Source organism: Pseudomonas brassicacearum (assembly GCF_003732175.1).
Classification (GTDB): domain Bacteria; phylum Pseudomonadota; class Gammaproteobacteria; order Pseudomonadales; family Pseudomonadaceae; genus Aquipseudomonas; species Aquipseudomonas brassicacearum_G.
Window position 1 is genome coordinate 33341 of record NZ_MOBI01000007.1, and the last position, 26228, is coordinate 59568.

Consider the following 26228-nt stretch of genomic DNA (forward strand, 5'->3'; position numbering starts at 1 on the left):
CCATCATTGCATGCACGATGCACCCAGGAGTGAACATGACCTCTAGCGCCAATCTGCCCTTGATCGATATGTCCGGTGTCCGCGAAGGTGATCAGGCGAGTATTCGTCGAGCCGGTGACGCCATTCGCAAAGCCTGTAGCGAAACCGGTTTCTTCTACATCATCAATCACGGCGTGCCGCAAACGGTGATCGACAAAGCCATGTCGGCTGCCGGTCAGTTCTTTGCCTATCCGACCGAGGTCAAACGTCAGGTGGCAGTGAACAAGCGTCATCGAGGCTGGCATGCGTTGGGTGGGGCGACCATGTATGAAGCGACCAAGCCCGATCACAAGGAGTTCTTCAGCATGGGCCTGGAGCTGGCGGAGGATGATCCTTGCGTCCTCGCCGGTGAGGCGTTGCGAGGACCGAATCAGTGGCCGGCATTCATGCCGCAACTGCGAGACGCATTGACTGAGTACTATGCTGAAATCGGCAAGGCTGGGGCGGACCTGTTGAAGGCGGTCGCGGCGGGGTTGGGGATCGAAGAGGATTTTTTCACGGATAAATACACCAAGCCGCTGCAGCGTACGCAGATGGTTTATTACCCATCACAACCACCGCAGGCCGAGGCCGACCAGTTCGGTGTGGCCCCGCACACCGACTACGGCTGCATTACCTTGCTCTATCAAGACAACAGCGGTGGCTTGCAGGTGCGCGAGCTGGGCTCCAATCGCTGGATCGAGGCCACGCCAATTCCCGGCAGTCTTGTAGTGAACGTCGGAGACCTGTTGGCGCATTGGTCCAACGATCGTTTTCGTTCGACCCTGCACCGGGTGATCAATTCTTCAGGCCACGAGCGCTACTCCATCGCGACATTCTACGACCCGACTTATAGCGCCAGAGTCGATCCCTGCGATCTTGGTATCGACCCGGCACTCAGCCTGTACCCGCCTGTGGCTGCGGGCGACTACATTCTTAAACGTATCGACGATTCGATGGCCTACCGCAAAAAGAACCAGTGACCGGGCCATTGGAGTATCTGGCTTGACGGGCCACCCAAGTGAACAGGCTGGAGCAGGGCGCATGCACCGCCGATGACCGGGTTTCGTCACATCCCGTGCAATCTTGACTATAGTTTCAAGTGTCGGCGGCCGTCGTTCAGTCACCGTGTTCGTCCAAGATTTCCCGGGCAAGTTCCGGGTAACTCCACCTGATCAGGAGCGCACGATGGACCTCAACCGTCGTCAGTTCTTCAAGGTCGCCGCTATCGGCCTTGGAGGCTCCAGCCTGGCCGCGCTGGGTATGGCACCCGCGCCAGCCTTCGCCGAGCAAGTCCGCCACTTCAAGCTGGCCCATACCCGTGAAACCCGCAATACCTGCCCCTACTGTTCAGTGGGTTGCGGCTTGATCATGTACAGCCAGGGTGATGCGGCCAAGAACGTCAACCAGAGCATCATCCACATCGAAGGTGACGCCGACCACCCGGTCAATCGCGGCACGCTGTGCCCCAAAGGCGCAGGCCTGCTGGACTTCGTCCATAGCCCCAGCCGGCTGCAATATCCGCAGGTGCGCAAGCCGGGCAGCGAGGAGTGGACGCGGGTGTCCTGGGATGAAGCACTGGATCGCATCGCCGACCTGATGAAGGCCGACCGTGACGCCAACTTCATCGAGAAGAACGCCCAGGGCCAGACGGTCAACCGCTGGCTGACGACGGGTTTTCTCGCCGCCTCGGCGTCCTCCAACGAAGCCGGTTACATGACCCACAAGGTCGTTCGCAGTCTGGGCATGCTGGGGTTCGATAACCAGGCACGTGTCTGACATGGCCCGACGGTGGCAAGTCTTGCCCCAACGTATGGCCGAGGTGCGATGACCAACCACTGGACCGATATCGCCAACGCGAATCTGGTTCTGGTCATGGGCGGTAATGCCGCCGAAGCCCACCCCTGTGGCTTTAAATGGGTGACCGAAGCCAAAGCGCACAACCAGGCGCGATTGATCGTGGTCGACCCCCGCTTCACCCGTACCGCCTCGGTGGCCGACTATTACGCACCGATTCGTACGGGCACCGACATCGCCTTCATGGGCGGTCTGATCAACTATTTGCTCACTGAAAACAAGATCCAGCACGAGTACGTGCACGCCTATACGGACGTGTCGTTCATCGTCAAGGCTGACTATGGCTTCGAGGACGGGCTGTTTACCGGCTACGACGCGACCAAGCGCACCTACAGCGACAAGTCCAGCTGGGGCTATGAAATCGGCGAGGATGGTTTCGCCAAAGTCGACCCATCCCTGCTACACCCGCGTTGTGTCTACCAGTTGATGAAGCAGCATTACAGCAGCTACACCCTGGAGCTGACCAGCCAGATCTGCGGCATGCCGCAAGATGCCCTGCAGAAAATCTGGGAAGAGATCGCCACCTGCTCGCAGCCGGGCAAGACCATGACGATTCTCTATGCCCTGGGCTGGACCCAGCATTCGACGGGCTCGCAGATGATTCGCAGCGCGGCCATGGTGCAGTTGTTGTTGGGCAACATCGGCATGCCGGGCGGGGGCGTCAATGCCCTGCGCGGGCATTCCAACATCCAGGGCCTGACCGACCTCGGGTTGCTGTCGAACCTGCTGCCCGGCTATCTGACCCTGCCGGGCGATGCCGAACAGGACTACGACGCCTACATTGCCAAGCGTGCGCTCAAACCGTTGCGGCCCGGGCAGTTGTCCTACTGGCAGAACTACGGCAAGTTCCACGTCAGCCTGATGAAGGCCTGGTACGGCGCCAACGCTACCGCCGAGAACCACTGGGGCTACGACTGGCTGCCGAAACTCGATATCCCCGGCTACGACATCCTGAAAGTGTTCGACATGATGTCCAGCGGGCAGGTCAACGGCTACGTCTGCCAGGGCTTCAATCCCATCGCCGCCTTGCCCGACAAAAACCGGGTGATGGCCGCGCTGGCCAAACTCAAGTGGCTGGTGGTGATGGACCCGCTCGCCACCGAGACCTCGGAATTCTGGCGCAATGTCGGGCCTTACAACGATGTCGAAACGGCCGGCATCCAGACCGAAGTTATCCGCCTGCCCACCACCTGTTTCGCCGAAGAGGACGGCTCACTGGTCAACAGCGGCCGGTGGCTGCAATGGCACTGGAAGGGCGCCGACGGCCCGGGACAAGCACGCACCGACATCAAGATCATGAGCGAGCTGTTCATCCGTTTGCGTCAGCGCTACCAGGCCAACGGCGGGACTTTCGCCGAGCCGATTCTCAAGCTCAACTGGCCCTATAAAGTGCCTGACAATCCTACGCCGGAAGAACTTGCCAAGGAGTTCAACGGCTACGCCGTTGCCGACGTCACCGACGCCACGGGAACGACCCTCAAGGCCGGGCAGCAGTTGTCCGGTTTCGGCCAGCTCAAGGACGACGGCAGCACGGCGTCGGGCTGCTGGATCTTCTGCGGCAGCTGGACCGAGCAGGGCAATCAAATGGCCCGCCGCGACAACAGCGACCCTTTCGGGATGAAGCAGAACCTGGGATGGGCGTGGGCCTGGCCAATGAACCGGCGCATTCTTTATAACCGCGCCTCGGCCGACCCGAAAGGCCAGCCCTGGGATCCGAAAAAGCGCCTGGTGTGGTGGAACGGCAAATCCTGGGGCGGCACCGACGTGCCCGACTACAAGGCCGACGTACCGCCGGAAGCGGGCATGAGCCCGTTCATCATGAACCCCGAAGGGGTGGCGCGTTTCTTCGCCCTCGACAAGATGAACGAAGGGCCATTTCCGGAACATTACGAACCGTTCGAAACGCCTATCGGCATCAACCCGCTGCACCCCACCAACAAGAAGGCGACCAGCAACCCGGCCGGACGCATCTTCGATTCGGTCTGGGAGTCGCTCGGGACGGCGAAGGATTTCCCCTATGCCGCCACGAGCTACCGGCTGACCGAACACTTCCACTTCTGGACCAAGCATTGCCCGATCAATGCCATCACCCAGCCCGAGCAGTTCGTCGAGATTGGTGAAGCCCTGGCCAAGGAGAAGGGGATTGCCGCAGGCGACCGGGTACGGGTCAGCTCCAAACGCGGGCATATCGAGGCGGTGGCGGTGGTGACCAAACGGATTCGTCCGCTGCAAGTCAACAACCAGACCGTGCACCAGATCGGCATCCCGTTGCACTGGGGGTTCACCGGGGCAACCCGGCATGGCTACCTGACAAACACCCTGGTGCCGTTCCTCGGTGACGGCAATACACAGACCCCGGAATCCAAGTCATTCCTGGTCAATGTGGAGAAAATCTGATGGCCAACCAAGACATCATTGCCCGTTCGGCCACCACCACCTTGCCGCCTTCGGTACGTCAACAGGAGGAAGTCGCCAAACTCATCGATACCACCAAGTGCATCGGGTGCAAGGCCTGCCAGGTGGCCTGTTCGGAATGGAATGAATTGCGCGACGAGGTCGGTCACAACCATGGAACCTACGACAACCCGCAGGACCTCAGCGCCGAGACCTGGACCCTGATGCGCTTCACCGAGCACGAAACCGACGCCGGCAATCTGGAATGGCTGATCCGCAAGGACGGCTGCATGCACTGCGCCGAACCCGGCTGCCTCGCGGCGTGCCCAAGTCCCGGGGCGATCATCAAACACGCCAACGGCATTGTCGATTTCGACCAGGACCATTGCATCGGCTGCGGCTATTGCATCACTGGCTGCCCGTTCAACATTCCGCGCATTTCGCGCAAAGACCACAAGGCCTACAAGTGCACGCTGTGTTCGGACCGGGTGGCGGTCGGACTGGAACCGGCCTGCGTCAAAACCTGCCCGACCGGCGCCATCGTGTTCGGCAGCAAGGAGGACATGAAAGAACACGCCGCCGAGCGCATCGTCGACCTCAAGTCACGGGGCTTTGAAAATGCCGGTCTGTACGATCCTGCCGGTGTCGGCGGCACGCATGTGATGTACGTCCTGCACCACGCCGACCAGCCATCGCTATACGCCGGCTTGCCGAATCAGCCGGCCATCAGTCCATTGGTCGGGCTGTGGAAAGGCATGAGCAAACCACTGGCGTTGTTGGCCATGGGCGCCGCGGTGCTGGCGGGATTCTTTCATTACGTGCGCATCGGCCCGCAGCGCGTCGAGGAAGACGAACACCCGCCGGGCAAGGACTCCAGCGTGCACGAGGTCGACCCGACTGTGCATGTCTATGACCCGAACACGCCAGGATCGCAGGAGGACAGACGACCATGAACAACAAAACGATCCTGCGCTACAACGCCAACGAGCGCACCAACCATTGGCTGGTGGCGATTCTGTTTTTCATGGCGGCCCTGTCGGGCCTGGCACTGTTTCACCCGTCGCTGTTCTGGCTCAGCCAGTTGTTCGGCGGCGGGCCATGGACGCGCATCCTGCACCCCTTCATGGGCGTGCTGATGTTGGTGTTTTTCCTCGGGCTGGTGATCCGCTTCTGGCGGGCCAACTTTTTCATCGACAACGACCGCCTGTGGCTCAAACGGATCAACCGGGTGATTCGCAATGAGGAGGAAGGCGTACCGCCCATTGGCAAGTACAACCCCGGGCAGAAGCTGCTGTTCTGGACCCTGTTGGTCTGCATGCTGATATTGCTGCTGAGCGGGGTGGTGATCTGGCGGGCCTATTTCAGCCAATACTTCGGCATCACTTCGATTCGCCTGGCGATGCTGTTGCATGCCCTGGCGGCGTTCGTGTTGGTGCTGAGCATCATCGTGCACATCTACGCCGGCATCTGGATCAAAGGCTCGGTCAGCGCGATGCTGCATGGCAGGGTCAGCCGTGCCTGGGCGAAGAAACATCATGCACTCTGGTACCGCGAGGTGACGCGCGACGAGAGCCCGGACAGCCAGATAAGCAAGAAAGGATGATGCCTTGAGCACGATACTCGAGCCCGGACAAATCGAGGCGGCGGCGAGCTCGCCGCCGTTCCTGCGCCTGCCGCCGCACAATCTGTTCGCCTTGCGCGCCGTGCGCCTGGAGCGATTGGCCAATGGGCATCCACTGGCCGATTTCCTGCGGCTGGTCGCCGACCTGTGCTACGTCCAGCAAAGCCTGTTGGACGAGCCACCGCTGGCCCAAGCGCCGGACCCTGAGCGCCTGTTATTGTGCCAGGAACATGGCTTGCCGCCGCTGGCCGCCGACAGTCTGGTACGCGAGGATGGCTGGCTGCCGTACCTGGAAACCTTGCTGCGGCGTTACCAGGCGCCGCCGCGCTCGGCAGTGAAAAGTGCCGTGGCAACCTTGCACAACGCCAGCCTCGGGCAGCGCAAGGTCTGGGCGATTGCCTTGCTCAGCGGCCAGTACGCAGGGGTGCCGGCGGCGTTGGTGCCGTTTCTCGGCGCGGCCTTGCAGGCGGCATGGAGCCACTGGTTGCTCAGCATGCCGGCGGGCGAACTGAAGCCTTGCGCCAGCCTTGGCCAATGCCCGGCCTGTGGTTCACCGGCCATGGCCGGGGTGATTCACCAGCGGGGAAAATACAACGGGTTACGTTACCTGGTGTGTTCGCTGTGTGCCTGCGAATGGCATGTGGTGCGGGTCAAATGCGTCTACTGCGAGCAGAGCAAGGGGCTCAAATACGTCAGTTTCGAGGATGATCGCCATACCGCCAGCCAGGCGCCACTGCGGGCTGAAATCTGCCCCGGCTGCAACAGTTACCTGAAACTGCTCTACCTGGAAAACGACGCTGAGGCCGAAGCCCTCTCAACGGACCTCGCCAGCTTGACGCTGGACATGCGTCTGGACCTGGAAGGTTACCAGCGTCTGGCGCCGAACCTGATGCTGGCGCCAGGGGGAGATTGATCGCAGCGGCTACACTCAGGTTTCCGGGACCGGAGCCTGTTTCATTCCACTCCCGTGACGGCCAACCGTTTCAGGGAGCCCCCCTTGATGCCCGCAAAACTTGCCACCGTCCCCGCGCGTTTACCGTCCATCGATAGCCTGCTGCGCAACGCCGCCTGCCAACTGCTGGCTGAACGTTATGGTCGCGATGCCTTGCTCGCGACCCTGCGACAATTGCTCGACGATGTGCGGGAACCGGTTCAACGGGGTCAGCTTGATGCCATTGAGCTCACGGCTCAGGTGTTGGCGGGGAGGGCCGGCGAGCGCCTGGCAACCCAGCACCGAAGCCGGGTTCGGCGAGTGTTCAACCTCACCGGCACGGTACTGCATACCAACCTCGGGCGGGCGCTGTTGCCGGAGGAAGCGATCGAGGCGGTGCAACAGGCCGCCCGTTATCCGCTCAATCTGGAATTCGACCTGGCAAGTGGCAAGCGCGGTGACCGCGACGACCTGATTGACGGCTTGATACGCGAGCTGACCGGTGCCGAGGCGGTGACGGTGGTCAACAACAACGCAGCCGCCGTGTTACTCGCGCTCAACAGCCTGGGCGCGCGCAAAGAGGGGATCATCTCCCGTGGCGAGCTGATCGAAATCGGCGGGGCATTCCGCATCCCCGACATCATGGCGCGGGCCGGGGTCAGGCTGCATGAAGTCGGCACCACCAACCGCACCCATCCCCGCGACTACGAAGCCGCCATCGGCCCGCGCAGCGGCTTGTTGATGCGCGTACACGCCAGCAATTACAGCATTCAGGGCTTTACTGCCCAGGTACCGACCGCCGAACTGGCGCAGCTGGCCCATCGGCACGGACTGCCATTGCTTGAAGATCTGGGCAGCGGCAGTCTGCTGGACCTGACCCGCTGGGGCCTGCCTGCCGAGCCGACAGTGCGCCAGGCGCTGGCCGACGGGGCCGATATCGTCACCTTCAGCGGTGACAAGTTGCTCGGTGGTCCTCAGGCGGGATTGATCGTCGGTCGCAAGGACCTGATCGCCCTGATCAAGAAAAACCCGCTCAAACGGGCCCTGCGCGTGGACAAACTGACCCTGGCCGCCCTCGAAGCCGTGCTGGGTCTGTACCGCGATCCCGACCGTTTGGCCGAGCGCTTACCCAGCCTGCGCCTGCTCACCCGACCGCAAGCCGATATCCTTGCTCAAGCCGAACGCCTGTGTCCGCTGCTCGCGCGCGTACTGGGCGCCGGCTGGGCGGTAACCGCGTTGCCGGCACTGGGCATGATCGGCAGCGGCAGCCAACCGATTGCCCGCTTGCCAAGCGCCGCCCTGTGTTTGCGTCCGCAGGTGTCCAAACGGTTGCGTGGTCGGCAACTGCGTGGACTGGAAGCCGCTTTTCGAGCCTTGCCCATTCCGGTGCTCGGTCGTATCGACGACGATGCCCTGTGGCTCGACCTGCGCCAGCTGGACGACGAAGCGACTTGGCTCGCCCAACTCGACCTGCTGCAAGGAGTGGGGGAGGCCAGGTGATCGTCGGCACCGCTGGACACATTGACCACGGCAAAACGGCCTTGCTCAAGGCCCTGACGGGGCAGGCCGGCGATCGTCACCGGGAAGAACGCGAACGCGGCATCACCATCGACCTGGGCTTCCTTTATGCACCGTTGGAACCGGGCGCGGACATGACCGGTTTTATCGATGTGCCGGGTCATGAGCGCTTCATCCACAACATGCTCGCCGGCGCTCAAGGCATTGATCTGGTGCTGCTGGTGGTGGCTGCCGATGACGGGGTCATGCCCCAGACCCGCGAGCACTTGGCGATCGTCGAACTACTGGGGATTCCACGGGCACTGGTGGTGATCAGCAAATGCGACCGGGTCGAGTCGGCACGGGTGCAGTCGGTACAAGACCAGATCGCCGCGTTGCTCGCGCCAGGGTCCTATAACGGAACGCCGCAGTTTGCCGTGTCGAGCCTGACCGGGGAGGGCATTGAAGCCCTGCGCCTGGCATTGCTGGCTGCCCAGTGCGAGGTCCGGCAGCGTAGCGCCAGTGGGGGATTCCGTCTGGCTATCGACCGCGCCTTCAGCGTCGCTGGCGCCGGTATTGTGGTCACCGGCACAGCGCTGGCCGGCCAGGTGAGGGTGGGCGACACACTTCTGCTGGGCCAGACAGGCAAGCCTGTGCGAGTGCGGAGTTTGCATGCGCAGAACCACTTCGTCGTCGAGGCGTGGGCCGGGCAGCGGGTGGCGTTGAACCTGAGTGCCGAGCGCCTGGCCCTGGAGCAGATTCATCGCGGTGACTGGTTGCTGGCCGAGTGGCTGTACGCGCCCACGCAACGCCTGGACATCGAGATGCAGTTGCTGGCCAGCGAACCACGTGCCTTCGAACATTTCAGCCCGGTGCATGTACATTTGGGAACGCAGGACCTCACCGCCCGGGTTGCATTGCTGGAGGGCACACGCCTGGCACCGGGGGAGCGGATGTTTGCGCAACTGTTGCTGAACACGCCGTTGCAAGCGGTGCATGGCGACCGTTTGGTCCTGCGCGACCAGAGCGCCAGGCGCACCCTCGGTGGAGGGCGGGTGCTCGATCCGTTTGCCCCGGCCCGCCAGCGCCGGAGCCCAACCAGACTGGCGCAGCTGCAAACCCTGGCCGTAAGCGAAAGCCTGGAGCAAGCACTGCCAGAACTGCTTGCCAATAGTGACGCCGGGCTCGACCCGGTGCGCCTGGAGCGCCAGTTCAATCGCCTGCGCAGCACCTGGCATTTGCCAGCGGATGTCCGTGTCATTGCTACGCGCCAAGGTCCGCTATTGTTCAACACCGAACGCTGGGAGGCGCTGAAAGTCTCGTTGCTGGAACACCTGGCGCACTTTCATCAACTTGAACCGGACGAGTTGGGGCCTGACAGGGATCGCTTGCGCCGGTTCGCAGCCACGCCGCTGGACCGACCGACCTTCATCAGTCTGCTCGATGAACTGCTGTCCAGCGGCGCCATTGCAGTCAGTGGGCCCTGGCTGCACTTACCCGGCCACCAAGTGAGACTGAGTGAAGAGGACGAGGCCCTGTGGCAACGGTTGCAACCCTTGTTTGAACAGTCTGGTTTCGACCCTCCCTGGGTGCGCAACCTGGCCAGCGCCATTGACCGTGACGAAGCTGCCGTACGTTTGCTGCTACGCAAGATGGCGAGATTAGGACTGGTGCACCAGATCGTCCGTGACTTGTTTTACCTCGATGCGTCGGTGTGCCAGCTGGCGGCTATGCTGTTGCAACTGGTCGATGACAACCCGCTGATTCAGGCGGCGGCGTTTCGCGACAAGGTAGGGATCGGCCGCAAACGCAGCATCCAGATACTCGAGTTCTTCGATCGGATCGGCTTGACCCGGCGGCTTGGCGACCAGCGTTGCATCCGTGCGGACAATGCTCTGGCGCAGCGCCCAGAGAGCTGACTTCAAGGAAGGCAATCGCGTCCGGTGGCGCGGCCGGGCTTCAAACCCGGTTGGGGACGGCAGCCGTTCCCGGGCAGGTTCGACTCCTGCTGCTTTCCGCCATTTTTAAAGCCAAGGCCGCTCCGGGATCTGGCGATTCGGGGCGGCCTGGCGGGTGGCTTAAGCCGGTAGGTCGGTCATCACCAGTTTGGCAATGTTGAAATAGATGACCAGGCCGGTGCCGTCGATAAAGGTCGCGATGAAGGGCGCAGAGACCACTGCCGGATCAATGCGCAGTTTTCTTAACAGCATCGGGATGATGGATGAGACGACGGCGCTCCAGATGGTGATGGCGACCAGCGTCAGACAGACCACCATGGCAATTTCCGATCCCACTCCCAGCATCCACGCCCGGATCCAGGCCACGATACCGATGGCCAGTGCAATCATGAAGGAGGTGGTCACTTCCTTGCGCAGCACCGTACCGACATTTCGCAGGCTGACTTCGCCCAAGGCCATGGCCCGTACCAGCGTGGAGGTAATCTGGGTGCCGCTGTTACCGCCAGTGCCGATCAGCAGGGGAATGAAGAAGGCCAGGGCGATGGCGGCTTCGAGCTGCTCTTCGAATACTTGCAAGATAGTGCTGGTATAGGCTTCGGCGAGAAACAGCAGCAGTAGCCACGGCAAACGCTTTTTCCATAAGCTCCAAGGGCTGGTGCTGAGATAGGGCGTTTCCAGTGGCAGGCTGGCGCCTTGGCGTTGGGCATCGTCGGTGCCTTCGTCCTGAATCAGCGCGGCGATTTCTTTTTCATACAGCACGCCCAATAGCCGGCCTTCGCTGACCACGGGGACAATGTCGACGCCTTTCTCGATCAGCTCGGGCGCGACATCGTGCCGGAGCTGATTCGGCGAAACCGAAAAGCGAATGGGCATCATCAGATCGCGGACGCAAAGGTCAGTGTTTTTCTCGGTGAGCAGTGTTTTCACCGACAGTTGGCCACGCAAAACACGGTGCGGGTCGGTGACAAAGATGTGGGCCGGAATATCATCGTCCGGCAGTTGCTTGAGCAGATGTTCCCTGGCCTGGTTGACCGTCATGCTGCCGGTCACGGTGATGAGCAGAGGACTCATGTAAGACACTACTGTGTCTTTCAGGCGGATATCCTTGAAGGTGGAAGGGGTAGCGCTTGCCATTGACATTTGAGGTAGTCCCCATAGCTGTTTTGACCACAAACAGTTCTCACATAGGGGCGTAAACCAGAGAAGAGAGTGCAGAAAGCGATCTCCACGTCTAAGTTTTGGCACTGTACAACGTATCCGGGCCACTTCGGCCGGAAGTCACTTTGGGCTAAACCTTAATCCGATAGAGCCTGTCTTAACCTTGGGCGTCTCTCGACGTCGTCAGATCAGTGACCTGTGTTTGTATAGGAGCCTCGCCGAACGAGATACTGCAACATTAAATACATCAGGGCGGTACCGATCTGGAGTCGGGCAACGCCGGTATCAGTTCGCTGCTGTTTAATCACCTCCTCAATAATAATTGCCATTACAGAATATTCGGCAACCCCTGAAGGATTACGTCCGGAACAAGAATAAGAGGGATTACCTTTGCTGTAACCCACTCGATTGATAGTGTTCAGCGTTCATTCAGAAAGTGACATTTGATGTTTTTGGCAACATATAATGTTACAAATTCTTGTGTCGATTGTTTATAGTACCTCCCGCGCTAGCTATATATGGGCCTGCAACAAAGTAATAGGGCGAAAGTTTGAAGCGTCGACTCTATTCTTGGTCATTTAACATGTTGTATCTGCAACTAAGCCGTTGACGCATTTGTGCTTCGTCATTAGGATCGCCGCTCCCTTGGGGAGTAGCCGCCTTCGTTTCCGGAAGGGGTCACGTCAACATACTTGGCTCGCAAGCCATGGCGTGACCGGTCGTATGACTTGGCAAGACCATTGGTGAAGATACCTGTCTGTGGGTCGGACGCAGGTGTCTGAACCATTGGCTCTTGTGTCCGGCCCCTCAGGTTTACTCATGCATTCAATGCCCATGACGTTTGCGTTGCTGTTGGGCTCCGCGGTTGTCATCTATCTGGCTTGTGAATACTTCGTCAATGGCGTCGAGTGGGTCGGTCGCAAGCTTGCGATCGGACAACAAGCCACCGGTTCCATTCTGGCGGCCTTTGGTACGGCGTTACCGGAAAGTGTCATCACCTTTATTGCCGTTGTGTTTGGCGACACGCCAGAGCAGAAGTCCCTCGGCGTCGGCGCTGCACTTGGCGGCCCTCTGGTCCTGGCGACGATCGCCTATGCGGTAGTCGGTGTGACGCTCCTGGTCTGTCGTCAGCGCCTGGCGAATACCGAGGCCATCCGCCGTGACTTCAAACGACTCAGTCGTGATCAAGGCTGGTTCCTCGTAATCTTTGTGGCGAAGATTGCGCTCGGCCTTGTCGTGTTCGCCTACAAACCTTGGTTGGGTGTGCTTTTCCTGGCGGCCTATGCGGCGTATTTCTGGAAGGAAATGCGCGGTGAGCAGGATGAAGAAGAGCTTGAACTCGAGCCCCTGAAACTGGCGCCAGGCAAAGCGACTCCGTCGACCTCGGCGGCAGTGATTCAAACGCTTATTGCATTAGCAGTTATCTTTGCGGCCTCTCACTTCTTTGTCGGGCAACTCGATGCCCTGGGTCCAATGCTGGGTATTCACCCTCAATTGCTGGCCCTGTTGCTCAGCCCGATTGCTACCGAGCTACCTGAAACGCTGAATGCGATCATTTGGGTTCGCCAGGGTAAACACCGACTGGCCTTGGCCAACATCAGTGGTGCCATGATGATTCAAGCCACAGTGCCCACTGCATTCGGACTGTTCTTTACGCCTTGGGCGCTGGACACGTCGCTGGTTCTGGCGGCAATCATCACCCTGATAGGGGTGGGCATCATGTTCTTCGCTTTCCGAAAGGGCATCATCTCGCGCTGGCTATTGGCATCGATGGTGTTGCTGTACATCCTTTTTGCAGTCCTTTTGAAGGTTCTTGATCTGGCGTAGCTGTCAGCTCAAGTAGTCGTCCAGCTGACTGGATTCTTCAGCAAAGCGCTCGACCAGAAAATCGAGAAGGGCACGTACGCGAGGCGCCATGTACCGGTTGCGTTGATACAGGGCATGTACCGGCGCCTCCACAGATCGCCACTCCGGCAACAGGATCTCCAAGCGTCCTGCTCGCAGGTCTGCACCAATATCCCACAGTGATTTCATTGCAATGCCGTAACCGTGAACCGCCCACTCTCGAGCGACCGCGCCGTCATTCGTCTCGCGAGCGTTTGCGAGCGGGACCGTATAGTTTTCAACTTTGCCATGTCGGGTGAAGCGCCAGTCGTTCGCGGGTCCGGCAACAGAGTTGAGGACAATACAGTCGAAACGCTCCAGATCCCCTGGGTGCTCGGGGGCGCCATGGGTTGCTAGATATTGGAGTGTGTTGACCTGAATACCGGTCTCCTCGCGCAGCTCGCGTATTGCAGCCGCCTGGAATGTTTCCCCGTCTTCAAGTCCACCACCGGGAGTGGCCCAGTAATTTCTACCGGCTAAAGCCCCGTCTTTATGGAAAAACCTGAACAGGAGGACGTGCCGCGAAGGACTTATCACTAGCAATCGTGCCGACTTTCGCTAACGCATTTGATCTATGTCTTCCCTGAAATTGTGCAATTGGCGCAAGGCCTCGACGGGTCAAAGGTCACTCATGGGCCCGTAGCGTCAGGATAGGGTACCCGGTTAGCCTTTTTGGGTGTCTACTTCCAGTCAGGCCCTGTCTGTACAGCGAGGAGAACACGATGAGCAACGAACAAGTTGCACCTGAAACGAAAGGTGTTGCGGTGAAGTTACTTGCCACGGTTGACCTTGGTCCTGAAATCGAGGGCATGGCAGGACGCCAATTTCGAATGCGTATGGTAACCATCGAGCCGGGAGGCGTCTTCGGTCCGGTTCACAACCATAAAGACCGACCAGGCATCGTCTACATACTGCAAGGAACGATCACTGACCATCGAAATGGAGTCGCCACGGACTACGGGCCGGGAGTGGGCTGGCCCGAGGACAGGAACACCACGCACTGGCTTGAGAACAGAGGCACGATTGCGGCGGTGGAGATATCGGTCGATATTGTCAGGCAAGAGTGAGCTCAGCTGTTGCGCAGTTATCAGGCAACCTGAATCAATGCCACAACCTAGAGCTTATCGGCGAGAGCGCTGGAATGTTTTCGAGGCATCGCCGAAGGAGAGGGCGAATGCTCCATAGCTAATTCTCCAAATGAGTCGGCCGTGTCGATATAGCGCATAGCCGATTTCATGTCCTTCCAGCCGACGTACGTCATCAGCGCTTTGACATCCCAGCCATTAGCGGTAGCCCAGGTCGCAAACCCTCGACGCAATGAGTGGCTGGTGTACAGTTCGCCGGGCACGCCTGCTCGGCTAAACACTCGACGCAGCAAAGGGATCAGGCTGTTGGCATTGAGACCATCCTCTGCCAGATGCCCCCAACGATCGAGCTTTCTGAAGACCGGCCCCTGCGCAATGCCGGCGACGGTAATCCAGTTCGCATAGGCCTGGACGGGGCAGAGCTTCTTCAAGGCTGGCGTACGGAATGTCGTTCCCAGGTGCTGACGATCACCTTTGCTGTGCGGCAGGTAGAAGGTAATCCCTGAGCCGGTTTCTGCCTGAATATGCTCGACCCTGAGTCGTGACAGCTCATCGCCGCGAAACCCGCGCCAGAACCCAATCAATACCAGTGCGATGTCACGCCGACTGCGCAACATCCCCGTCAGGTCGTGCCGCGCGGCGGCCTGTTCCGCCTCTCGTTCCAGCCACTGGATAGCTTGCTCCAGGTGCTGGAGCAGCAGGGGAGCCGCCTGCTTTTGCTGGATCGGGTGCAAGGTGCGAATGCCCTTGATCATCTGCCGCACCATCGGCGTCTTGGTCGGATCGGGAAAGCCTTGGGTGATATGCCACTGGGCGAGGGCGGCCAAGCGTTGTTTGAGTGTACTGATTGCGTGCTGGTCGGCGTACTCCGCCAGGTAGCGCACGATGCTGTCCCCGGTCGCGGGCAGAAACCCGCCCCACGTCACTTCGAAGTGCTCCACTGCCGCGCGATAGCTGCGCCGGGTGTTTTCCCGGGTACCGGCCTGCAGGTAGCGATCCGCTTTGTTCATCTCGAGCCTTCCACCGTAAACGTACCTTTTCCGATTGTGGAAAGGACGATTTTGGCCTATCTGATGTGATAACGCTCAATTATTTTATTAGATAGATAAGGATTTACAGGTCTTTACTTTACGCGAAAATAGAACGTAAATACGTAGTATGTAAAGCAGTACGAAATCGTAGGAGTACAAAATGGCCCGTGGCGGCGTAAACAAGGCAATCGTGCAGAAAGCGCGCGAAGCGCTGCTGGCGCGCGGGGAGAATCCGAGCATTGATGCCGTCCGGGTTGAGCTCGGAAATACCGGCTCGAAAACCACAATTCATCGCTATTTGAAGGAGCTGGATGAGATTGATCAGCGTCGAAAAACACCTCAACAGGGGCTGAGCGATGAGTTGAACGAGTTGGTAGCGCGGGTGGCGCAGCGCCTGACAGAGGAGGGCGAGGAGCAGATTGAACAGGCACTCGCAGCTTCGCGGACCGAGAAAAGCGAGTTGATCGAACAGCTGAAAGCCAGTCAGGATGCGCTGGGAGAGCTTCGGCAGCAGTTCGATATCCAGCGTAGCGCCCTGGATATGGAGTCAGCCGAATTGCAGACCTGCCGTACGACATTACAGGCCGAACAAACACGCAATGCCCGGTTGAGTCAGTCCAATCTGGATCTTGATGTGCGGCTGAAGGACAAGGACGAGCAGATTCGTTCGCTGGAAGAAAAGCACCTACACGCTCGCGATGCGCTCGAGCACTACCGCAGTGCGATCAAGGAACAGCGTGAGCAAGAACAGCGTCGCCATGAAGGGCAGTTGCAGCAGATCCAGATGGAGCAGCGTCACCTGCAGCAAACACTCATCATCAAACAGGATGAGCTGACTCAGTTGAATCGGGATAACGAGCGTCTATTAACAGAAGCTCGCCAGCAGCTAAGGGCGTATTTGGATCAGGAGTTGGTCAAGGAGCGCCAGACGGGGGAAATAAACTCGCTCAAAACCCTGATCGCGCAGAGCGAAGGCGGTAAACAGGTGTTGCTGGATCAGGTCAGCAGCTTGCAGCGTGAAGTCAACGAACTCATTGGTGTTTTGGAAACGAGATCTCGGGAGGCGACAGAACTAGCTGAAAAGTTAGATGCTGCTCGCAATTCTACCGAGAACAAAGTCGATGGCCAAGGCGCAATACTTAGCACAAGTTAATGCAGCAATCGGCATGGAGATCTTGCTCAAAAGCTTCATCTCATTGCGTGATCAGAACCTAGGGACATCTGGCGAAACTACAGGCTTGATCCAACAGCGCTCGCCAAGGCTCACCAGCACCTGCTGAGCATCGGTAAAACTAACCGCAAGAATCCTGACAAGCATGATCTGCTGACACTGTTTCATGCCGTTCCTGATCAGATCCGTTGCAGTCTGTGCCTAGACAGCCAAGAAGATTGCTTTGAGAGATACCGCAATGTATTCACCAACAGCCGGTATACGTATGAGTCCGATAGCGCGAAATTTTCTGACCCGATTCTGATGAGGATGCTGCGGTGGACGTTGGGCAGCGTGGTTGAATATCACAAAGAGCGCGGATCGCAGGATTCATTCATTGTGAGTTACATCGCTAGGCAGCAAGCTGAATCAGGTGATGCGTAAGAGGTCGTGTCAGGCTTCAAATCTGACCGCCACTGCCCCCCACGTAAGAGCATGAAGTAACGCATAATGTATATTATGTTAAATCATGTATTGCGCTACACGCACTTATAGCAACGCCCGGCTCCACGTCGACATCACCCAAGCACCTCATAGATCTCAGAAACCACCTGCATCGTCGCGTCTTCAATTGTTCCTTCATTACGGCATAGAACCCAGCCGTGATCGGCAATCGCTTGCTCGAACAGCTCGGTACACGCGACGTGCTCTGCGTACTTCTGGATCACAGTGCCGCCCAGTCCCCGCGACCGTGTCGCTGCCCTTGCCCATGAAATATCCGGGGCGGTGACGACGCCGACATGCAGGTCTGGCACTCGCACGTCTCGATCCATGTTCAACTGGAGAATCTCGGCAAACGGGACTGTTTGTCGAAACGCGGCGTCAGACGGATACCAGCGATCGATCAAGATAATGCTGCCCAGCGGCTGTTTAGTCAGCACGTGTCGGGAAATCCAGCTACGGCTTTCAGCAAAGCCCTGGCACACAGCCCACTCCAAATCCCTGGAGGGATTTCTGGCAAGATTGTTAACCAGGGCCATGGTTTCACCCCTGTAGGGATCTCTTTTTCTCTCGCAAAGTCGGATAACTTTTTTGTTGTCAGCCCTCAGTACTTTCGTAACGGCCTCCAACAGTGTGGTTTTACCGGTGCCCTTGGGCCCATCCAGGGAAACGAACAGCGGACGATTCATTGCTCACATAACGATGGATATACAGTTTCTGGCTCTGCACGTTCGCTGGAACCGCTTGGTGCAACTGCGCGAAAACAGACATGGATGACCACTCTAACCTCATTTTTGGAATTCCATTAGCGCCTCCCTACCCTCGGCCTACACTTCGTTCCCAAAGATGCTCACCCCACTGTGCCACTCCTTTCAAAGGCTGGCAAACAGGAGGTCATCATGGAAACGTCAGCCACGTCCAGGAGGGTCACAGCCGACCCGGAACGCCTGCAGCCGGCCCCTACGCTGAACAATACCTCCGCCTCGCGGAACAGGGAGGCCGAAGCACAACACATCTTCGAGAGGCTCATCATCGGAAGAACGGTACTCAGAAAAGGCTGGCGGCTTTGGGTGATGAGCGAGTTGTTCAAGCTCAACGACGGACCGTTGAGAGTCCAAGTGAAAATCAAGCTTCTCAGCTTTCTCAAGGACACTCATTACAATTGATTGGATAGAGGATCCAGGTCAGTCATCCGAGAACGCATTCCATAACGCGATGACCGGCACGTCGGGGTGATGAGTGTCATAAGTGAGAATGCTGAGCGAGGCCGTATCCAGTGGAAAATGCTGCGCTGCGATCAGAGATAAACCAATCCATCGCACGGCCAGGACGGAAGCGAATTGACCATGGGAGAAGAGTGCAACATTGCCTTCCAGAGCACGCAGCCGGGCGATAACCTGATCAGCGCGATGGGCAATTTGCGCAGGGCTTTCACCCTGCGGACAACCATCGCGAAAAAGATTCCAGCCCTTTCGCTGCTTAAGAATGTCGACTGAACGCTGCCCTTCGTAGTCACCATAGTCCCACTCTGCCAAATCCGGGACGATTACCGCGTGCGTCCCCTGCCCCGCCAACACACAGGTTTGTTGCGCACGTCGTAATGGGCTGGTCAGAACATGGGTGAATGGGATATCCCGCAGGTGCGAGGCAAGTTTCTTCGCCTCGCTCTCGCCACGCGCGGTCAACGGAATATCCGTGCGGCCCGTATGCTGCCGAGAAAGCGTCCATTCAGTTTCGCCGTGTCTGACAAGATAAAGATGCACGGGCGTGGGTATGGAGGGCATCATACGGCCAGCCCGTCCAGAGCAGCGTCGTATTCACCACGGCATGCCGCGTGGTTACATCTGAGCCGGTGTAACAGAGCCTGTTGTGCTGCCACCACGTTGGCCTCCTCACCGCACCAAATCTCCAAAGCCGGTTGCTGGACAGCACGAGCAAACGAAAATGCCAATGTCCAGGGCAGCCGTGACTTGAATTTCACATTCATGGCATTTAATCGTGCCGAAGCCAACTCTCCCGATTGCCCCCCCGACAAGAACGTAATGCCTGGCACCGCGGCGGGTACGGTTCGCAGGAGACAACTCACAGTTGAGTCGGCTACCGCGCCCACCGTTGTCGGTGTAGTGCAAGCCAAGCCGGGAAGCACCATATTAGGCTTCAAAATCATCCCTTCAAGCAGCACTCGTTGGGCGTGCAACTGATTGAAGACGATTCGCAGAACTTCCTCCGTTACTGCGGCGCACCGTTCCAGGGTATGTTCACCGCCCATAAGCACTTCCGGCTCGACGATGGGGACCATCCCCGACTCCTGGCACAACGCGGCATACCGGGCCAGCGCCTGGGCGTTGGCCTCGATGCAACCGGTGCTGGGAATGTCATCACCGAGGGTGATCACCGCGCGCCACTTGGCAAACCGGGCGCCCATTTGAAAGTATTCTTTGAGCCGATCACGCAACCCGTCCAAACCCTCGGTGATTTTCTCTCCAGGATAACCGGCCAAGTCTGTTGTACCGATGTCCACTTTTATGCCGGGAATAATGCCCGCGTCACTCAGGGCTTTACTAAATGAGGCGCCAGTTTTTGTTCGCTGACGGATTGTTTCATCGTAGAGAATTGCACCATTGATGTATTGACCGAGCCCCGGCGTTGTCACAATTAGCTCTCGATAGGCGCGCCGAGCCTCCTCGGTCTGAGGAATACCTACCTGGGCAAAACGTCGGTTACACGTGGAGTTTCTTTCGTCCATGGCCAGCAACCCTTTGTCGTCTGTTACCAGCGTCCTCGCGGTGTTTATTAGCGCTTGCGCATTCATGCTCATCCCCTTGTTAACAGCGGAGTCAGTCGCCCATCGCCCAACAACCATTCGGGTCATGATTGCCCTTCTCTGAGTTGACGGTAGCGTCGGATAAGCGCAGCGGTCGAGCTGTCATGGTTTAGCAGGGGATCAGCATTGCCGGTCAACTCAGAGAGGGTTTTCTGCGCCATCGACTTGCCGAGCTCGACGCCCCACTGATCGAATGAATCGATGTTCCAGATCGTTCCTTGAGTAAAGACACTGTGTTCATAAAGTGCTACGAGACTCCCCAATGTTTCGGGCGTCAGCCGTTCGGCAAGCAGGGTGTTGGTGGGACGGTTGCCTTCAAAAACGCGATGCGGTGTCAGCCAGTCAGGTACTCCCGCCGCTTTGACTTCTGCTTCCGTTCTGCCGAAAGCAAGCGCCTCAGTCTGGGCGAACAGATTCGCCATCAAGAGATCGTGGTGTGGCTGCAAGGCGTTCAATGCCTGGCAAAAACCGATAAAGTCACACGGGATCAACGGCGTACCTTGATGGATAAGCTGATAAAACGAATGCTGGCCATTGGTGCCGGGCTCACCCCAATAGACGGGGCCCGTTGGATAATCGACGCGTGCGCCATCGAGCGTGACTTGTTTACCATTGCTTTCCATTGTCAACTGCTGCAGATAGGCCGGAAAGCGCTTCAGGTATTGCTCATAGGGCAGCACCGCGACGGTTTGAGCACCGAAGAAATTGTTGTACCACACGGCGAGCAACCCCATCAGAACCGGCAGATTGTGCTCGAATGGGGTGCTGCGAAAGTGCTGGTCCATGGCATGGAAGCCGGACAGCATTGCGCGGAAATTTTCCGGCCCGATGGCCAGCATCGTCGACAAACCAATCGCCGAATCCATTGAGTAGCGACCACCATCCCAATCCCATAAACGAAACATATGCTGGGTATCGATGCCGAACTGGGTCACCGCCTCGGTATTGGTCGAAACGGCAACAAAATGCTTCGCTATTGCCCGCTCATTTCCAAGGCTGCTTAAAACCCAAGCGCGCGCGGTATGGGCGTTGGTCAATGTCTCGAGTGTGGTGAAGGTTTTCGAGCAGACAATGAACAGCGTTTCTGCGGGGTCAAGATCGCGTGTCGCCTCGACAAAATCAGTACTGTCGACATTCGAAATGAATCGGAGTGTCAGGTTGCGCTGACGGTAATGGCGCAACGCTTCATAGGCCATCTCCGGCCCGAGATCAGAGCCGCCTATACCGATATTGACCACATTGCAGATCGGCAGGCCTGTAAAACCCAACCATTCACCACCCCGAATTTTGCGCGCGAAATCGGCCATTTTTTCGAGCATCGTGTGTACTTGCGGCACGATGTCGATGCCATCGACCACAATTCGCTCCTCCTTGGGTGCGCGCAGCGCGATGTGAAGTACCGCGCGTTGCTCCGTCACATTAATTTTTTGGCCCGTGAACATCGCTTCGATACGTTCGCGCAAGCCACGCGCCTCAGCCAGTCGCAGGAGCAAATGCATCGTTTCATCGGTGACGCGGTTTTTTGAGTAATCGAGGTAAATTCCGCACGCTTGCGTGCTGAAGCGCTCGCCACGTTTAGGATCGTCGCCAAACAATTGTCGCAGTTGCAGTTTGTGCACCGTCTGATAATGCACCTCTAGCGCTTTCCAGGCAGGGCACTGTGTCAGAGATGGCGAGCACAATGCATTTGACTCTTTCATGACTTGCTCACTCATTCGAGCGCGCCAGCGGTGGCGAGTTTCCGGCAGCTAATTGCAGCGCAAAAAATGATCGAGGCGCCAGATTCATGTTCGCTTTTCAGTGTAGTCAGAATGCACAAAAGCCAACGTGTGATCGGTACGATGCCGCACATAGAGATGTGTACCGGGCTCACTCGGAAGACGGGACATGAATGCGTCGTCAACCTCCATGCCAGGCACACCTCATCCGACAGTCTGCGCCGGGTAGACAAGGGAATGCCCCGCAGGGGTCGCTGCCCGATTCATTGTTGCTGATTCAGCTTTGGCCCGGCCCATCAGATGAACGACTAGCCGACCGCGGTGGAGAAGGTAGTCAGCAACGATCCGACGATGGCAACGCCACCAGACGGCTTCCGCACACATGATCGCGCACTGCCGGTCCTGACTGAGCGCTGACAATCGTGAGAGTCCCGATTCAAAATCATCGGACAATGCGTAATCAGCATAGTTATGAAAACTTTGGTTGATCCAAAACCCGTTAATATCCGGCGGCACTGTTTTGGATTTTTTTCGTAATCCACCCAGCTCCAGTATTTGCATATAACCGATTTTATGCGCAGCAAGCGCCTCCGGCAGTCTATCCAGATTGAACTGGGGATTAGTTCGAGATCGCGGCACACTACGAATATCCACGACCCACTCGACCTTCCTGAGCTGAAGTAATTCGATAAACTCCGGAAGGGTTCTGGTGGAGTGCCCTATTGTATAAACGACTGGAGCTTCGAACATTAGCCTTTGATCCCTCGTATTAAAAAGGCACTCTAAAGCGTCTTTGGAAGCCGAGCTGATTCATTGAGTTGATCCAACGTCCTAGGTGGATTTTCGGAACAGCTCCTGGCGAATTTTCCCGATGACTCCCATGGGATTGAGGCCCTTGGGGCAGACCCATGAACAGTTGCCGATGCTGCGGCAACGGAACAAGCTGATCGGGTCCTCCAGCCGCTCTAGCCGTTCCACCGTGGCCTGATCGCGACTGTCGGTAATGAAACGCCAAGCTTGCAATCGCCCGGCTGGACCTACGAACTTTTCGGGATTCCACCACCAGGATGGACATTGCGAGGAACAGCAGCCACAGAGGATGCATTCATACAGCCCATCGAGCTTAGCGCGCTCCTCGGGGGACTGGAGACGCTCGACGGCCGGTGCTGGCTCGTGGTTGATCAGCCATGGCTTGATACTTTCGTACTGCTGAAAGAAGAGACTCTGATCGACGACCAGATCGCGGATGACCGGCATGCCGGGCAAAGGCCTGATGATCAGTAGGCTGGCCGTGCCCAGGGCCTCCGAAACCGGCGTGATGCAAGCCAACCTGTTCTTGCCGTTGATATTCATGCCATCCGAGCCGCAAACCCCCTCCCGACAGGAGCGCCGGTAGACTAGCGTCTGATCTGCCTCATGCAGGAACTCCAGCGCATCCAGCACCATTCGCACCCGGAACTCCTCGGGCAACGACAACGACTGCATCCAGGGCGACCGATCTTGTTCCGGGTGGTAGCGATAGACCTGTACTTCAATCACGGCTCTTCTCCCCCACCGATTACAACGAGAGTGGACAGCTGCTTGATCAGTCAAGCGCCCGACGACCACATCCGGTCGCTCAGGAAAATTCCTCACATGAAGCATAGACGTTGATGACGACAGGGCGAATTTGCATCGGCGCGAGCTATAGAACGGGCGGTGAAGCGTCACTGACTGAAAACGAATCGTCGTCCGCGTAATCCGCACACTACACTTAGCCGTCACAGCGCACCGCCGTAATCTCGCCAAGTTGCAGAATCTCCAAACGAGTCATGCCGACACGCCACGATGCTTCCACGTCAAGGGGTAAAAGGTTCATGGCCGAAGCCGCGCAACCGAAGAACGAACCCGAAGACTCTCCGTTGTCGCCGTGGTGGGTCCGTTCGGTACTGATCGTTCTGGTGTTCGGCCTGGTTGCCCTGATGGCGATCACCCTGTTGGCTTATCACAACGCGCCGCCGATACCGGGCCAGGTCAAGGACGCCAGCGGCGCCACCGTCTTCACCGCTGACGACATCAGCAACGGCCAGGCGCTGTTCCTGCGTTACGGCTTGATGGACAATGGCACCATTTGGGGACATGGCGCCTACCTCGGCCCCGACTATGGCGCCGAAGCACTGCACGAGATCGGTGACGACGTCGCCTCAGCGTTGGCGCAGCAGCAATACGGCAAGCCAATGGCCGAACTGGCACCGATCCAGGCGGCATCGGTCCGCGCTCAGGTCGCGGTGACGTTGAAGACCAACCGCTACGACGCCGACCACGACACGCTATCACTCAGTGCCCCGGAAGCGGACGCGTATCGCCAGCAGACCGACCACTGGAAGAGTTATTTCCACGATCCGGCGCGCAATGGAGGCCTCAAGCCCGAGCTGATTACCGACCCGGTCGAACTGCACCAGTTCAGCGCGTTCGTCACTTGGGCGGCATGGGCTTCGGTCGCCGATCGCCCAGGCAGCAATTACTCGTATACCAACAATTTCCCCTACGATCCGGAAGTCGGGAATCGACCGCCGCCGGGTACCTTGCTGTGGAGCGCACTGAGCCTTGTGATGCTAATCGGTGGCATCGGCGCGGTGTTGCTGGTATTCGGCAAGTTCGATTATCTGGGCTGGGTCAACCGTGGTCATCATGTGCACCCTCAGGTCATTCCGGGACAGGCCAGCCGCAGCCAGCGTGCGCTGGTGAAATTTTTCGTGGTGGTGACGCTGCTGTTCCTGATACAGACTTTGGTGGGCGGCGGCGTGTCCCATTTCCGGGCAGACCCCGGCAGCTTCTACGGCTTCCAACTGGAGAAGATCTTTCCCAGCAATTTGCTGCGGGTTTGGCATCTGCAGACGGCGATTTTCTGGATCGCCACAGCCTATGTCGCTGCGGCGCTGTTCCTGGGCCGCTCGCTGCGTGCCGACGAGCCGCGCTGGCTGGTGCCGATGATCAATCTGTTGTTCGCGGCATTCGTCGTGGTGATCGGCGCCAGCCTGCTTGGCGAATGGGCGGGTATGTCCGGCCTACTGGGCAAGTGGTGGTTCTGGTTCGGCGACCAGGGCTGGGAATACCTGGAAATCGGTCGTTTCTGGCAATACCTGCTGGTAGTCGGTCTGCTCGGCTGGTTTGCCATGTTGTGGTGGCTGGCGCGGCCACGCACGGTGGCCAATCCGGAGGCACGGCCGCTGGCGCGGATGTTCCTGTACGCGTCACTGGCGATACCCGTGTTCTACCTTCCGGCACTGTTCTTTGACGCAAAGACCAACTTCACAGTTGTCGACACTTGGCGGTTCTGGATCATCCATCTATGGGTAGAAGGCTTCTTCGAGTTCTTCGCCACCACAGTGGTGGCACTCACGTTCTTCCAACTCGGCCTGACCCGGCGAAACACCGCGCTGCGGGTGATCTATCTGGACGCCATCCTGTATTTCGGTGGTGGTCTGATCGGCACCGGTCATCACTGGTATTTCAATGGCCAGAGCCAATTCAACATGGCGATGTCGGCAATGTTCTCGGTGCTCGAAGTGGTGCCGCTGACCCTGCTGACACTGGATGCCTGGGATTTCGTACGCACGACCCGCGGCGACTGCGATATCTGTGATCGGCCCATCGCGGTACCGCACAAGTGGACATTCTATTTCCTGATCGCGGTGGGTTTCTGGAATTTCCTCGGTGCGGGCGTGTTCGGCTTCCTGATTAACCTGCCGATCATCAGCTATTACGAGGTCGGCACCATCCTCACGCCCAACCACGGCCATGCCGCGATGATGGGTGTGTTCGGCATGCTGGCGATCGCATTGATGGTATTCGTGCTGCGCCAGACTACCGATGACGCGCGCTGGCCAGTTATCGAGAAATACATCCGGGTCGGTTTCTGGGGCACCAACATCGGCCTGCTGATGATGGTAGCGTTGAGCCTGTTTCCCGGCGGCGTGCTGCAGGTGTGGGATGTGGTGCAACACGGTTACTGGCATGCGCGCAGCCTGGATTATACAGGCACCCATACCGCCCGCCTGATCGAGTGGCTGCGTCTCCCTGGCGACCTGGTGTTCATCATCTTCGGCGCGATGCCATTGGTTATCGCCGCGATCAAAGCCTACATCGGCGTGCGCGCGACACAAGAATCCTACGATCCGAAAGTCTCTTTTAAGTTTTGAACAGCATCAGGAGAACTCATTCAAATGGTCACAAAATTCAAGGTAGGCGATCACGTGAGCTGGAATTCGGAAGCGGGCCGTGTAAGTGGCACGATCATCAAGGTGCATACGAAAGACACCGAATACAAGGGCTACACGCACCACGCTAGCGCCGACGAACCGCAGTACGAAATCAAGAGCGACAAGACCGAACACATTGCGATGCATAAGGGCGCGGCGCTGCACAAGATCAGCTGAGAACCCATATTGCGTTCGGCTAACAAAAAGAACGACATCAGCGAGGCAGCTGTCGCCGGGAAGACGGATGCTTCCAGGAAGAGTCAGGATTCCCCGCCCGTGGACATACTCAATGACCGCGATGCGCGACTATGTGATGACCGTCGGCTACCACCGAATCCGATAGCAACGGGGGACTTCAAT

The 26228-nt window shown here is 58.3% G+C and carries 22 protein-coding genes, 1 tRNA gene and 2 riboswitches; of the genes, 14 read left to right on the forward strand and 9 right to left on the reverse strand.

Annotated elements, in window-relative coordinates; all coding sequences use genetic code 11:
- Positions 1 to 35 precede the first annotated feature (35 nt).
- The 8 genes from BK658_RS06360 to BK658_RS06400 all read left to right on the forward strand — a co-directional run bounded on the left by BK658_RS06360 (position 36) and on the right by BK658_RS06400 (position 10339).
- Positions 36 to 1001, forward strand: a complete 966-nt coding sequence (locus BK658_RS06360; RefSeq protein WP_123581568.1) for an isopenicillin N synthase family dioxygenase — start codon at positions 36 to 38, stop codon at positions 999 to 1001.
- A 205-nt stretch (positions 1002 to 1206) separates the two neighbouring features.
- Positions 1207 to 4272 carry a formate dehydrogenase-N subunit alpha gene (gene fdnG, locus BK658_RS06370; protein WP_148049704.1) on the forward strand — a complete coding sequence of 1022 codons (3066 nt, stop codon included), beginning with the start codon at positions 1207 to 1209 and terminating at the stop codon, positions 4270 to 4272.
- On the forward strand, positions 4272 to 5222 hold the full coding sequence (gene fdxH, locus BK658_RS06375; protein WP_123581571.1) for a formate dehydrogenase subunit beta: 951 nt from the start codon (positions 4272 to 4274) through the stop codon (positions 5220 to 5222). The genes fdnG and fdxH overlap by 1 nt, the downstream gene beginning before the upstream one ends.
- On the forward strand, positions 5219 to 5872 hold the full coding sequence (locus BK658_RS06380) for a formate dehydrogenase subunit gamma (protein ID WP_123581572.1): 654 nt from the start codon (positions 5219 to 5221) through the stop codon (positions 5870 to 5872). The genes fdxH and BK658_RS06380 overlap by 4 nt, the downstream gene beginning before the upstream one ends.
- Positions 5873 to 5876: 4 nt before the next feature.
- The gene (gene fdhE, locus BK658_RS06385) at positions 5877 to 6803 is read left to right on the forward strand and encodes a formate dehydrogenase accessory protein FdhE (RefSeq protein WP_123581573.1); all 927 of its coding nucleotides are present in this window, start codon (positions 5877 to 5879) and stop codon (positions 6801 to 6803) included.
- An 87-nt stretch (positions 6804 to 6890) separates the two neighbouring features.
- Complete coding sequence (selA, locus tag BK658_RS06390) at positions 6891 to 8321, forward strand: L-seryl-tRNA(Sec) selenium transferase (RefSeq protein ID WP_123581574.1); 1431 nt, start codon at positions 6891 to 6893, stop codon at positions 8319 to 8321.
- Entirely contained in the window at positions 8318 to 10237 is a 1920-nt protein-coding gene (gene selB, locus BK658_RS06395; protein WP_123581575.1) for a selenocysteine-specific translation elongation factor, read from the forward strand. The genes selA and selB overlap by 4 nt, the downstream gene beginning before the upstream one ends.
- Before the next feature lie 6 nt (positions 10238 to 10243).
- Positions 10244 to 10339: transfer RNA gene (locus tag BK658_RS06400), tRNA-Sec, on the forward strand.
- Positions 10340 to 10396: 57 nt separating this feature from the next.
- Here the strand turns inward: BK658_RS06400 and BK658_RS06405 are convergent.
- Positions 10397 to 11347, reverse strand: coding sequence for a magnesium transporter (locus BK658_RS06405; RefSeq protein ID WP_221178595.1), 951 nt, complete (start codon positions 11345 to 11347; stop codon positions 10397 to 10399).
- A gap of 145 nt (positions 11348 to 11492) precedes the next feature.
- Positions 11493 to 11668, reverse strand: a riboswitch (M-box (ykoK) riboswitch).
- A gap of 406 nt (positions 11669 to 12074) precedes the next feature.
- A riboswitch (yybP-ykoY riboswitch) is annotated at positions 12075 to 12243 on the forward strand.
- On the opposite strand from BK658_RS06405, the gene BK658_RS06410 reads away from it, so the two are divergent.
- Positions 12209 to 13261, forward strand: a complete 1053-nt coding sequence (locus BK658_RS06410; protein ID WP_259740058.1) for a sodium:calcium antiporter — start codon at positions 12209 to 12211, stop codon at positions 13259 to 13261. It overlaps the preceding riboswitch by 35 nt.
- Before the next feature lie 3 nt (positions 13262 to 13264).
- Here BK658_RS06410 and BK658_RS06415 read toward each other — a convergent pair whose 3' ends face one another.
- Positions 13265 to 13861 carry a LysR substrate-binding domain-containing protein gene (locus BK658_RS06415; RefSeq protein WP_259740059.1) on the reverse strand — a complete coding sequence of 199 codons (597 nt, stop codon included), beginning with the start codon at positions 13859 to 13861 and terminating at the stop codon, positions 13265 to 13267.
- A gap of 179 nt (positions 13862 to 14040) precedes the next feature.
- Between BK658_RS06415 and BK658_RS06420 the strand changes: the two genes are divergently transcribed.
- Positions 14041 to 14385 carry a cupin domain-containing protein gene (locus BK658_RS06420; RefSeq protein WP_123581577.1) on the forward strand — a complete coding sequence of 115 codons (345 nt, stop codon included), beginning with the start codon at positions 14041 to 14043 and terminating at the stop codon, positions 14383 to 14385.
- A gap of 47 nt (positions 14386 to 14432) precedes the next feature.
- On the opposite strand, the gene BK658_RS06425 is transcribed toward BK658_RS06420, so the two are convergent.
- Positions 14433 to 15413, reverse strand: coding sequence for a site-specific integrase (locus BK658_RS06425; RefSeq protein ID WP_123581578.1), 981 nt, complete (start codon positions 15411 to 15413; stop codon positions 14433 to 14435).
- 181 nt (positions 15414 to 15594) lie between these two features.
- Between BK658_RS06425 and BK658_RS06430 the strand changes: the two genes are divergently transcribed.
- Positions 15595 to 16587 carry a DNA-binding protein gene (locus BK658_RS06430; protein WP_123581579.1) on the forward strand — a complete coding sequence of 331 codons (993 nt, stop codon included), beginning with the start codon at positions 15595 to 15597 and terminating at the stop codon, positions 16585 to 16587.
- 575 nt (positions 16588 to 17162) lie between these two features.
- Here the strand turns inward: BK658_RS06430 and BK658_RS06440 are convergent.
- A complete protein-coding gene (locus BK658_RS06440) occupies positions 17163 to 17774 on the reverse strand; it encodes a dTMP kinase (protein WP_123581580.1) in 612 nt (203 codons plus the stop codon).
- Between the two features lie 210 nt (positions 17775 to 17984).
- Here BK658_RS06440 and BK658_RS06445 point away from each other — a divergent pair, with 210 nt between their 5' ends.
- On the forward strand, positions 17985 to 18251 hold the full coding sequence (locus tag BK658_RS06445; RefSeq protein ID WP_123581581.1) for a hypothetical protein: 267 nt from the start codon (positions 17985 to 17987) through the stop codon (positions 18249 to 18251).
- An 18-nt stretch (positions 18252 to 18269) separates the two neighbouring features.
- Here the strand turns inward: BK658_RS06445 and BK658_RS06450 are convergent, their stop codons facing one another.
- The 5 genes from BK658_RS06450 to BK658_RS06470 form a co-directional block, all read right to left on the reverse strand.
- Positions 18270 to 18872: a histidine phosphatase family protein gene (locus BK658_RS06450; RefSeq protein ID WP_123581582.1), complete on the reverse strand. Its 603-nt coding sequence runs from the start codon at positions 18870 to 18872 to the stop codon at positions 18270 to 18272.
- Positions 18869 to 19897, reverse strand: coding sequence for a class I fructose-bisphosphate aldolase (locus BK658_RS06455; RefSeq protein ID WP_123581750.1), 1029 nt, complete (start codon positions 19895 to 19897; stop codon positions 18869 to 18871). The genes BK658_RS06450 and BK658_RS06455 overlap by 4 nt, the downstream gene beginning before the upstream one ends.
- A gap of 56 nt (positions 19898 to 19953) precedes the next feature.
- The gene (pgi, locus tag BK658_RS06460; RefSeq protein ID WP_221178596.1) at positions 19954 to 21624 is read right to left on the reverse strand and encodes a glucose-6-phosphate isomerase; all 1671 of its coding nucleotides are present in this window, start codon (positions 21622 to 21624) and stop codon (positions 19954 to 19956) included.
- 207 nt (positions 21625 to 21831) lie between these two features.
- A complete protein-coding gene (locus BK658_RS06465; RefSeq protein ID WP_123581584.1) occupies positions 21832 to 22377 on the reverse strand; it encodes a DUF488 domain-containing protein in 546 nt (181 codons plus the stop codon).
- Between the two features lie 81 nt (positions 22378 to 22458).
- The gene (locus BK658_RS06470) at positions 22459 to 23166 is read right to left on the reverse strand and encodes a succinate dehydrogenase iron-sulfur subunit (RefSeq protein ID WP_123581585.1); all 708 of its coding nucleotides are present in this window, start codon (positions 23164 to 23166) and stop codon (positions 22459 to 22461) included.
- Positions 23167 to 23483: 317 nt separating this feature from the next.
- Here BK658_RS06470 and BK658_RS06475 point away from each other — a divergent pair, with 317 nt between their 5' ends.
- Positions 23484 to 25808, forward strand: a complete 2325-nt coding sequence (locus BK658_RS06475; protein WP_123581586.1) for a nitric-oxide reductase large subunit — start codon at positions 23484 to 23486, stop codon at positions 25806 to 25808.
- Between the two features lie 24 nt (positions 25809 to 25832).
- Positions 25833 to 26045: a hypervirulence associated TUDOR domain-containing protein gene (locus BK658_RS06480; protein WP_123581587.1), complete on the forward strand. Its 213-nt coding sequence runs from the start codon at positions 25833 to 25835 to the stop codon at positions 26043 to 26045.
- Positions 26046 to 26228 lie beyond the last annotated feature (183 nt).

What these genes read in the sequence shown, in the direction of transcription:
- BK658_RS06405 (WP_221178595.1), bottom strand. Translation starts at nt 11,347, where the DNA reads ATGAGTCCTCTGCTCATCACCGTGACCGGCAGCATGACGGTCAACCAG.
- BK658_RS06425 (WP_123581578.1), bottom strand. Translation starts at nt 15,413, where the DNA reads ATGAACAAAGCGGATCGCTACCTGCAGGCCGGTACCCGGGAAAACACC.
- BK658_RS06480 (WP_123581587.1), top strand. Translation starts at nt 25,833, where the DNA reads ATGGTCACAAAATTCAAGGTAGGCGATCACGTGAGCTGGAATTCGGAA.
- BK658_RS06465 (WP_123581584.1), bottom strand. Translation starts at nt 22,377, where the DNA reads ATGTTCGAAGCTCCAGTCGTTTATACAATAGGGCACTCCACCAGAACC.
- pgi (WP_221178596.1), bottom strand. Translation starts at nt 21,624, where the DNA reads ATGAGTGAGCAAGTCATGAAAGAGTCAAATGCATTGTGCTCGCCATCT.
- BK658_RS06445 (WP_123581581.1), top strand. Translation starts at nt 17,985, where the DNA reads ATGGAAACGTCAGCCACGTCCAGGAGGGTCACAGCCGACCCGGAACGC.
- BK658_RS06450 (WP_123581582.1), bottom strand. Translation starts at nt 18,872, where the DNA reads ATGATGCCCTCCATACCCACGCCCGTGCATCTTTATCTTGTCAGACAC.
- BK658_RS06475 (WP_123581586.1), top strand. Translation starts at nt 23,484, where the DNA reads ATGGCCGAAGCCGCGCAACCGAAGAACGAACCCGAAGACTCTCCGTTG.
- BK658_RS06420 (WP_123581577.1), top strand. Translation starts at nt 14,041, where the DNA reads ATGAGCAACGAACAAGTTGCACCTGAAACGAAAGGTGTTGCGGTGAAG.
- selA (WP_123581574.1), top strand. Translation starts at nt 6,891, where the DNA reads ATGCCCGCAAAACTTGCCACCGTCCCCGCGCGTTTACCGTCCATCGAT.
- fdxH (WP_123581571.1), top strand. Translation starts at nt 4,272, where the DNA reads ATGGCCAACCAAGACATCATTGCCCGTTCGGCCACCACCACCTTGCCG.
- BK658_RS06380 (WP_123581572.1), top strand. Translation starts at nt 5,219, where the DNA reads ATGAACAACAAAACGATCCTGCGCTACAACGCCAACGAGCGCACCAAC.
- BK658_RS06360 (WP_123581568.1), top strand. Translation starts at nt 36, where the DNA reads ATGACCTCTAGCGCCAATCTGCCCTTGATCGATATGTCCGGTGTCCGC.
- BK658_RS06430 (WP_123581579.1), top strand. Translation starts at nt 15,595, where the DNA reads ATGGCCCGTGGCGGCGTAAACAAGGCAATCGTGCAGAAAGCGCGCGAA.
- BK658_RS06440 (WP_123581580.1), bottom strand. Translation starts at nt 17,774, where the DNA reads ATGAATCGTCCGCTGTTCGTTTCCCTGGATGGGCCCAAGGGCACCGGT.
- BK658_RS06455 (WP_123581750.1), bottom strand. Translation starts at nt 19,897, where the DNA reads ATGAATGCGCAAGCGCTAATAAACACCGCGAGGACGCTGGTAACAGAC.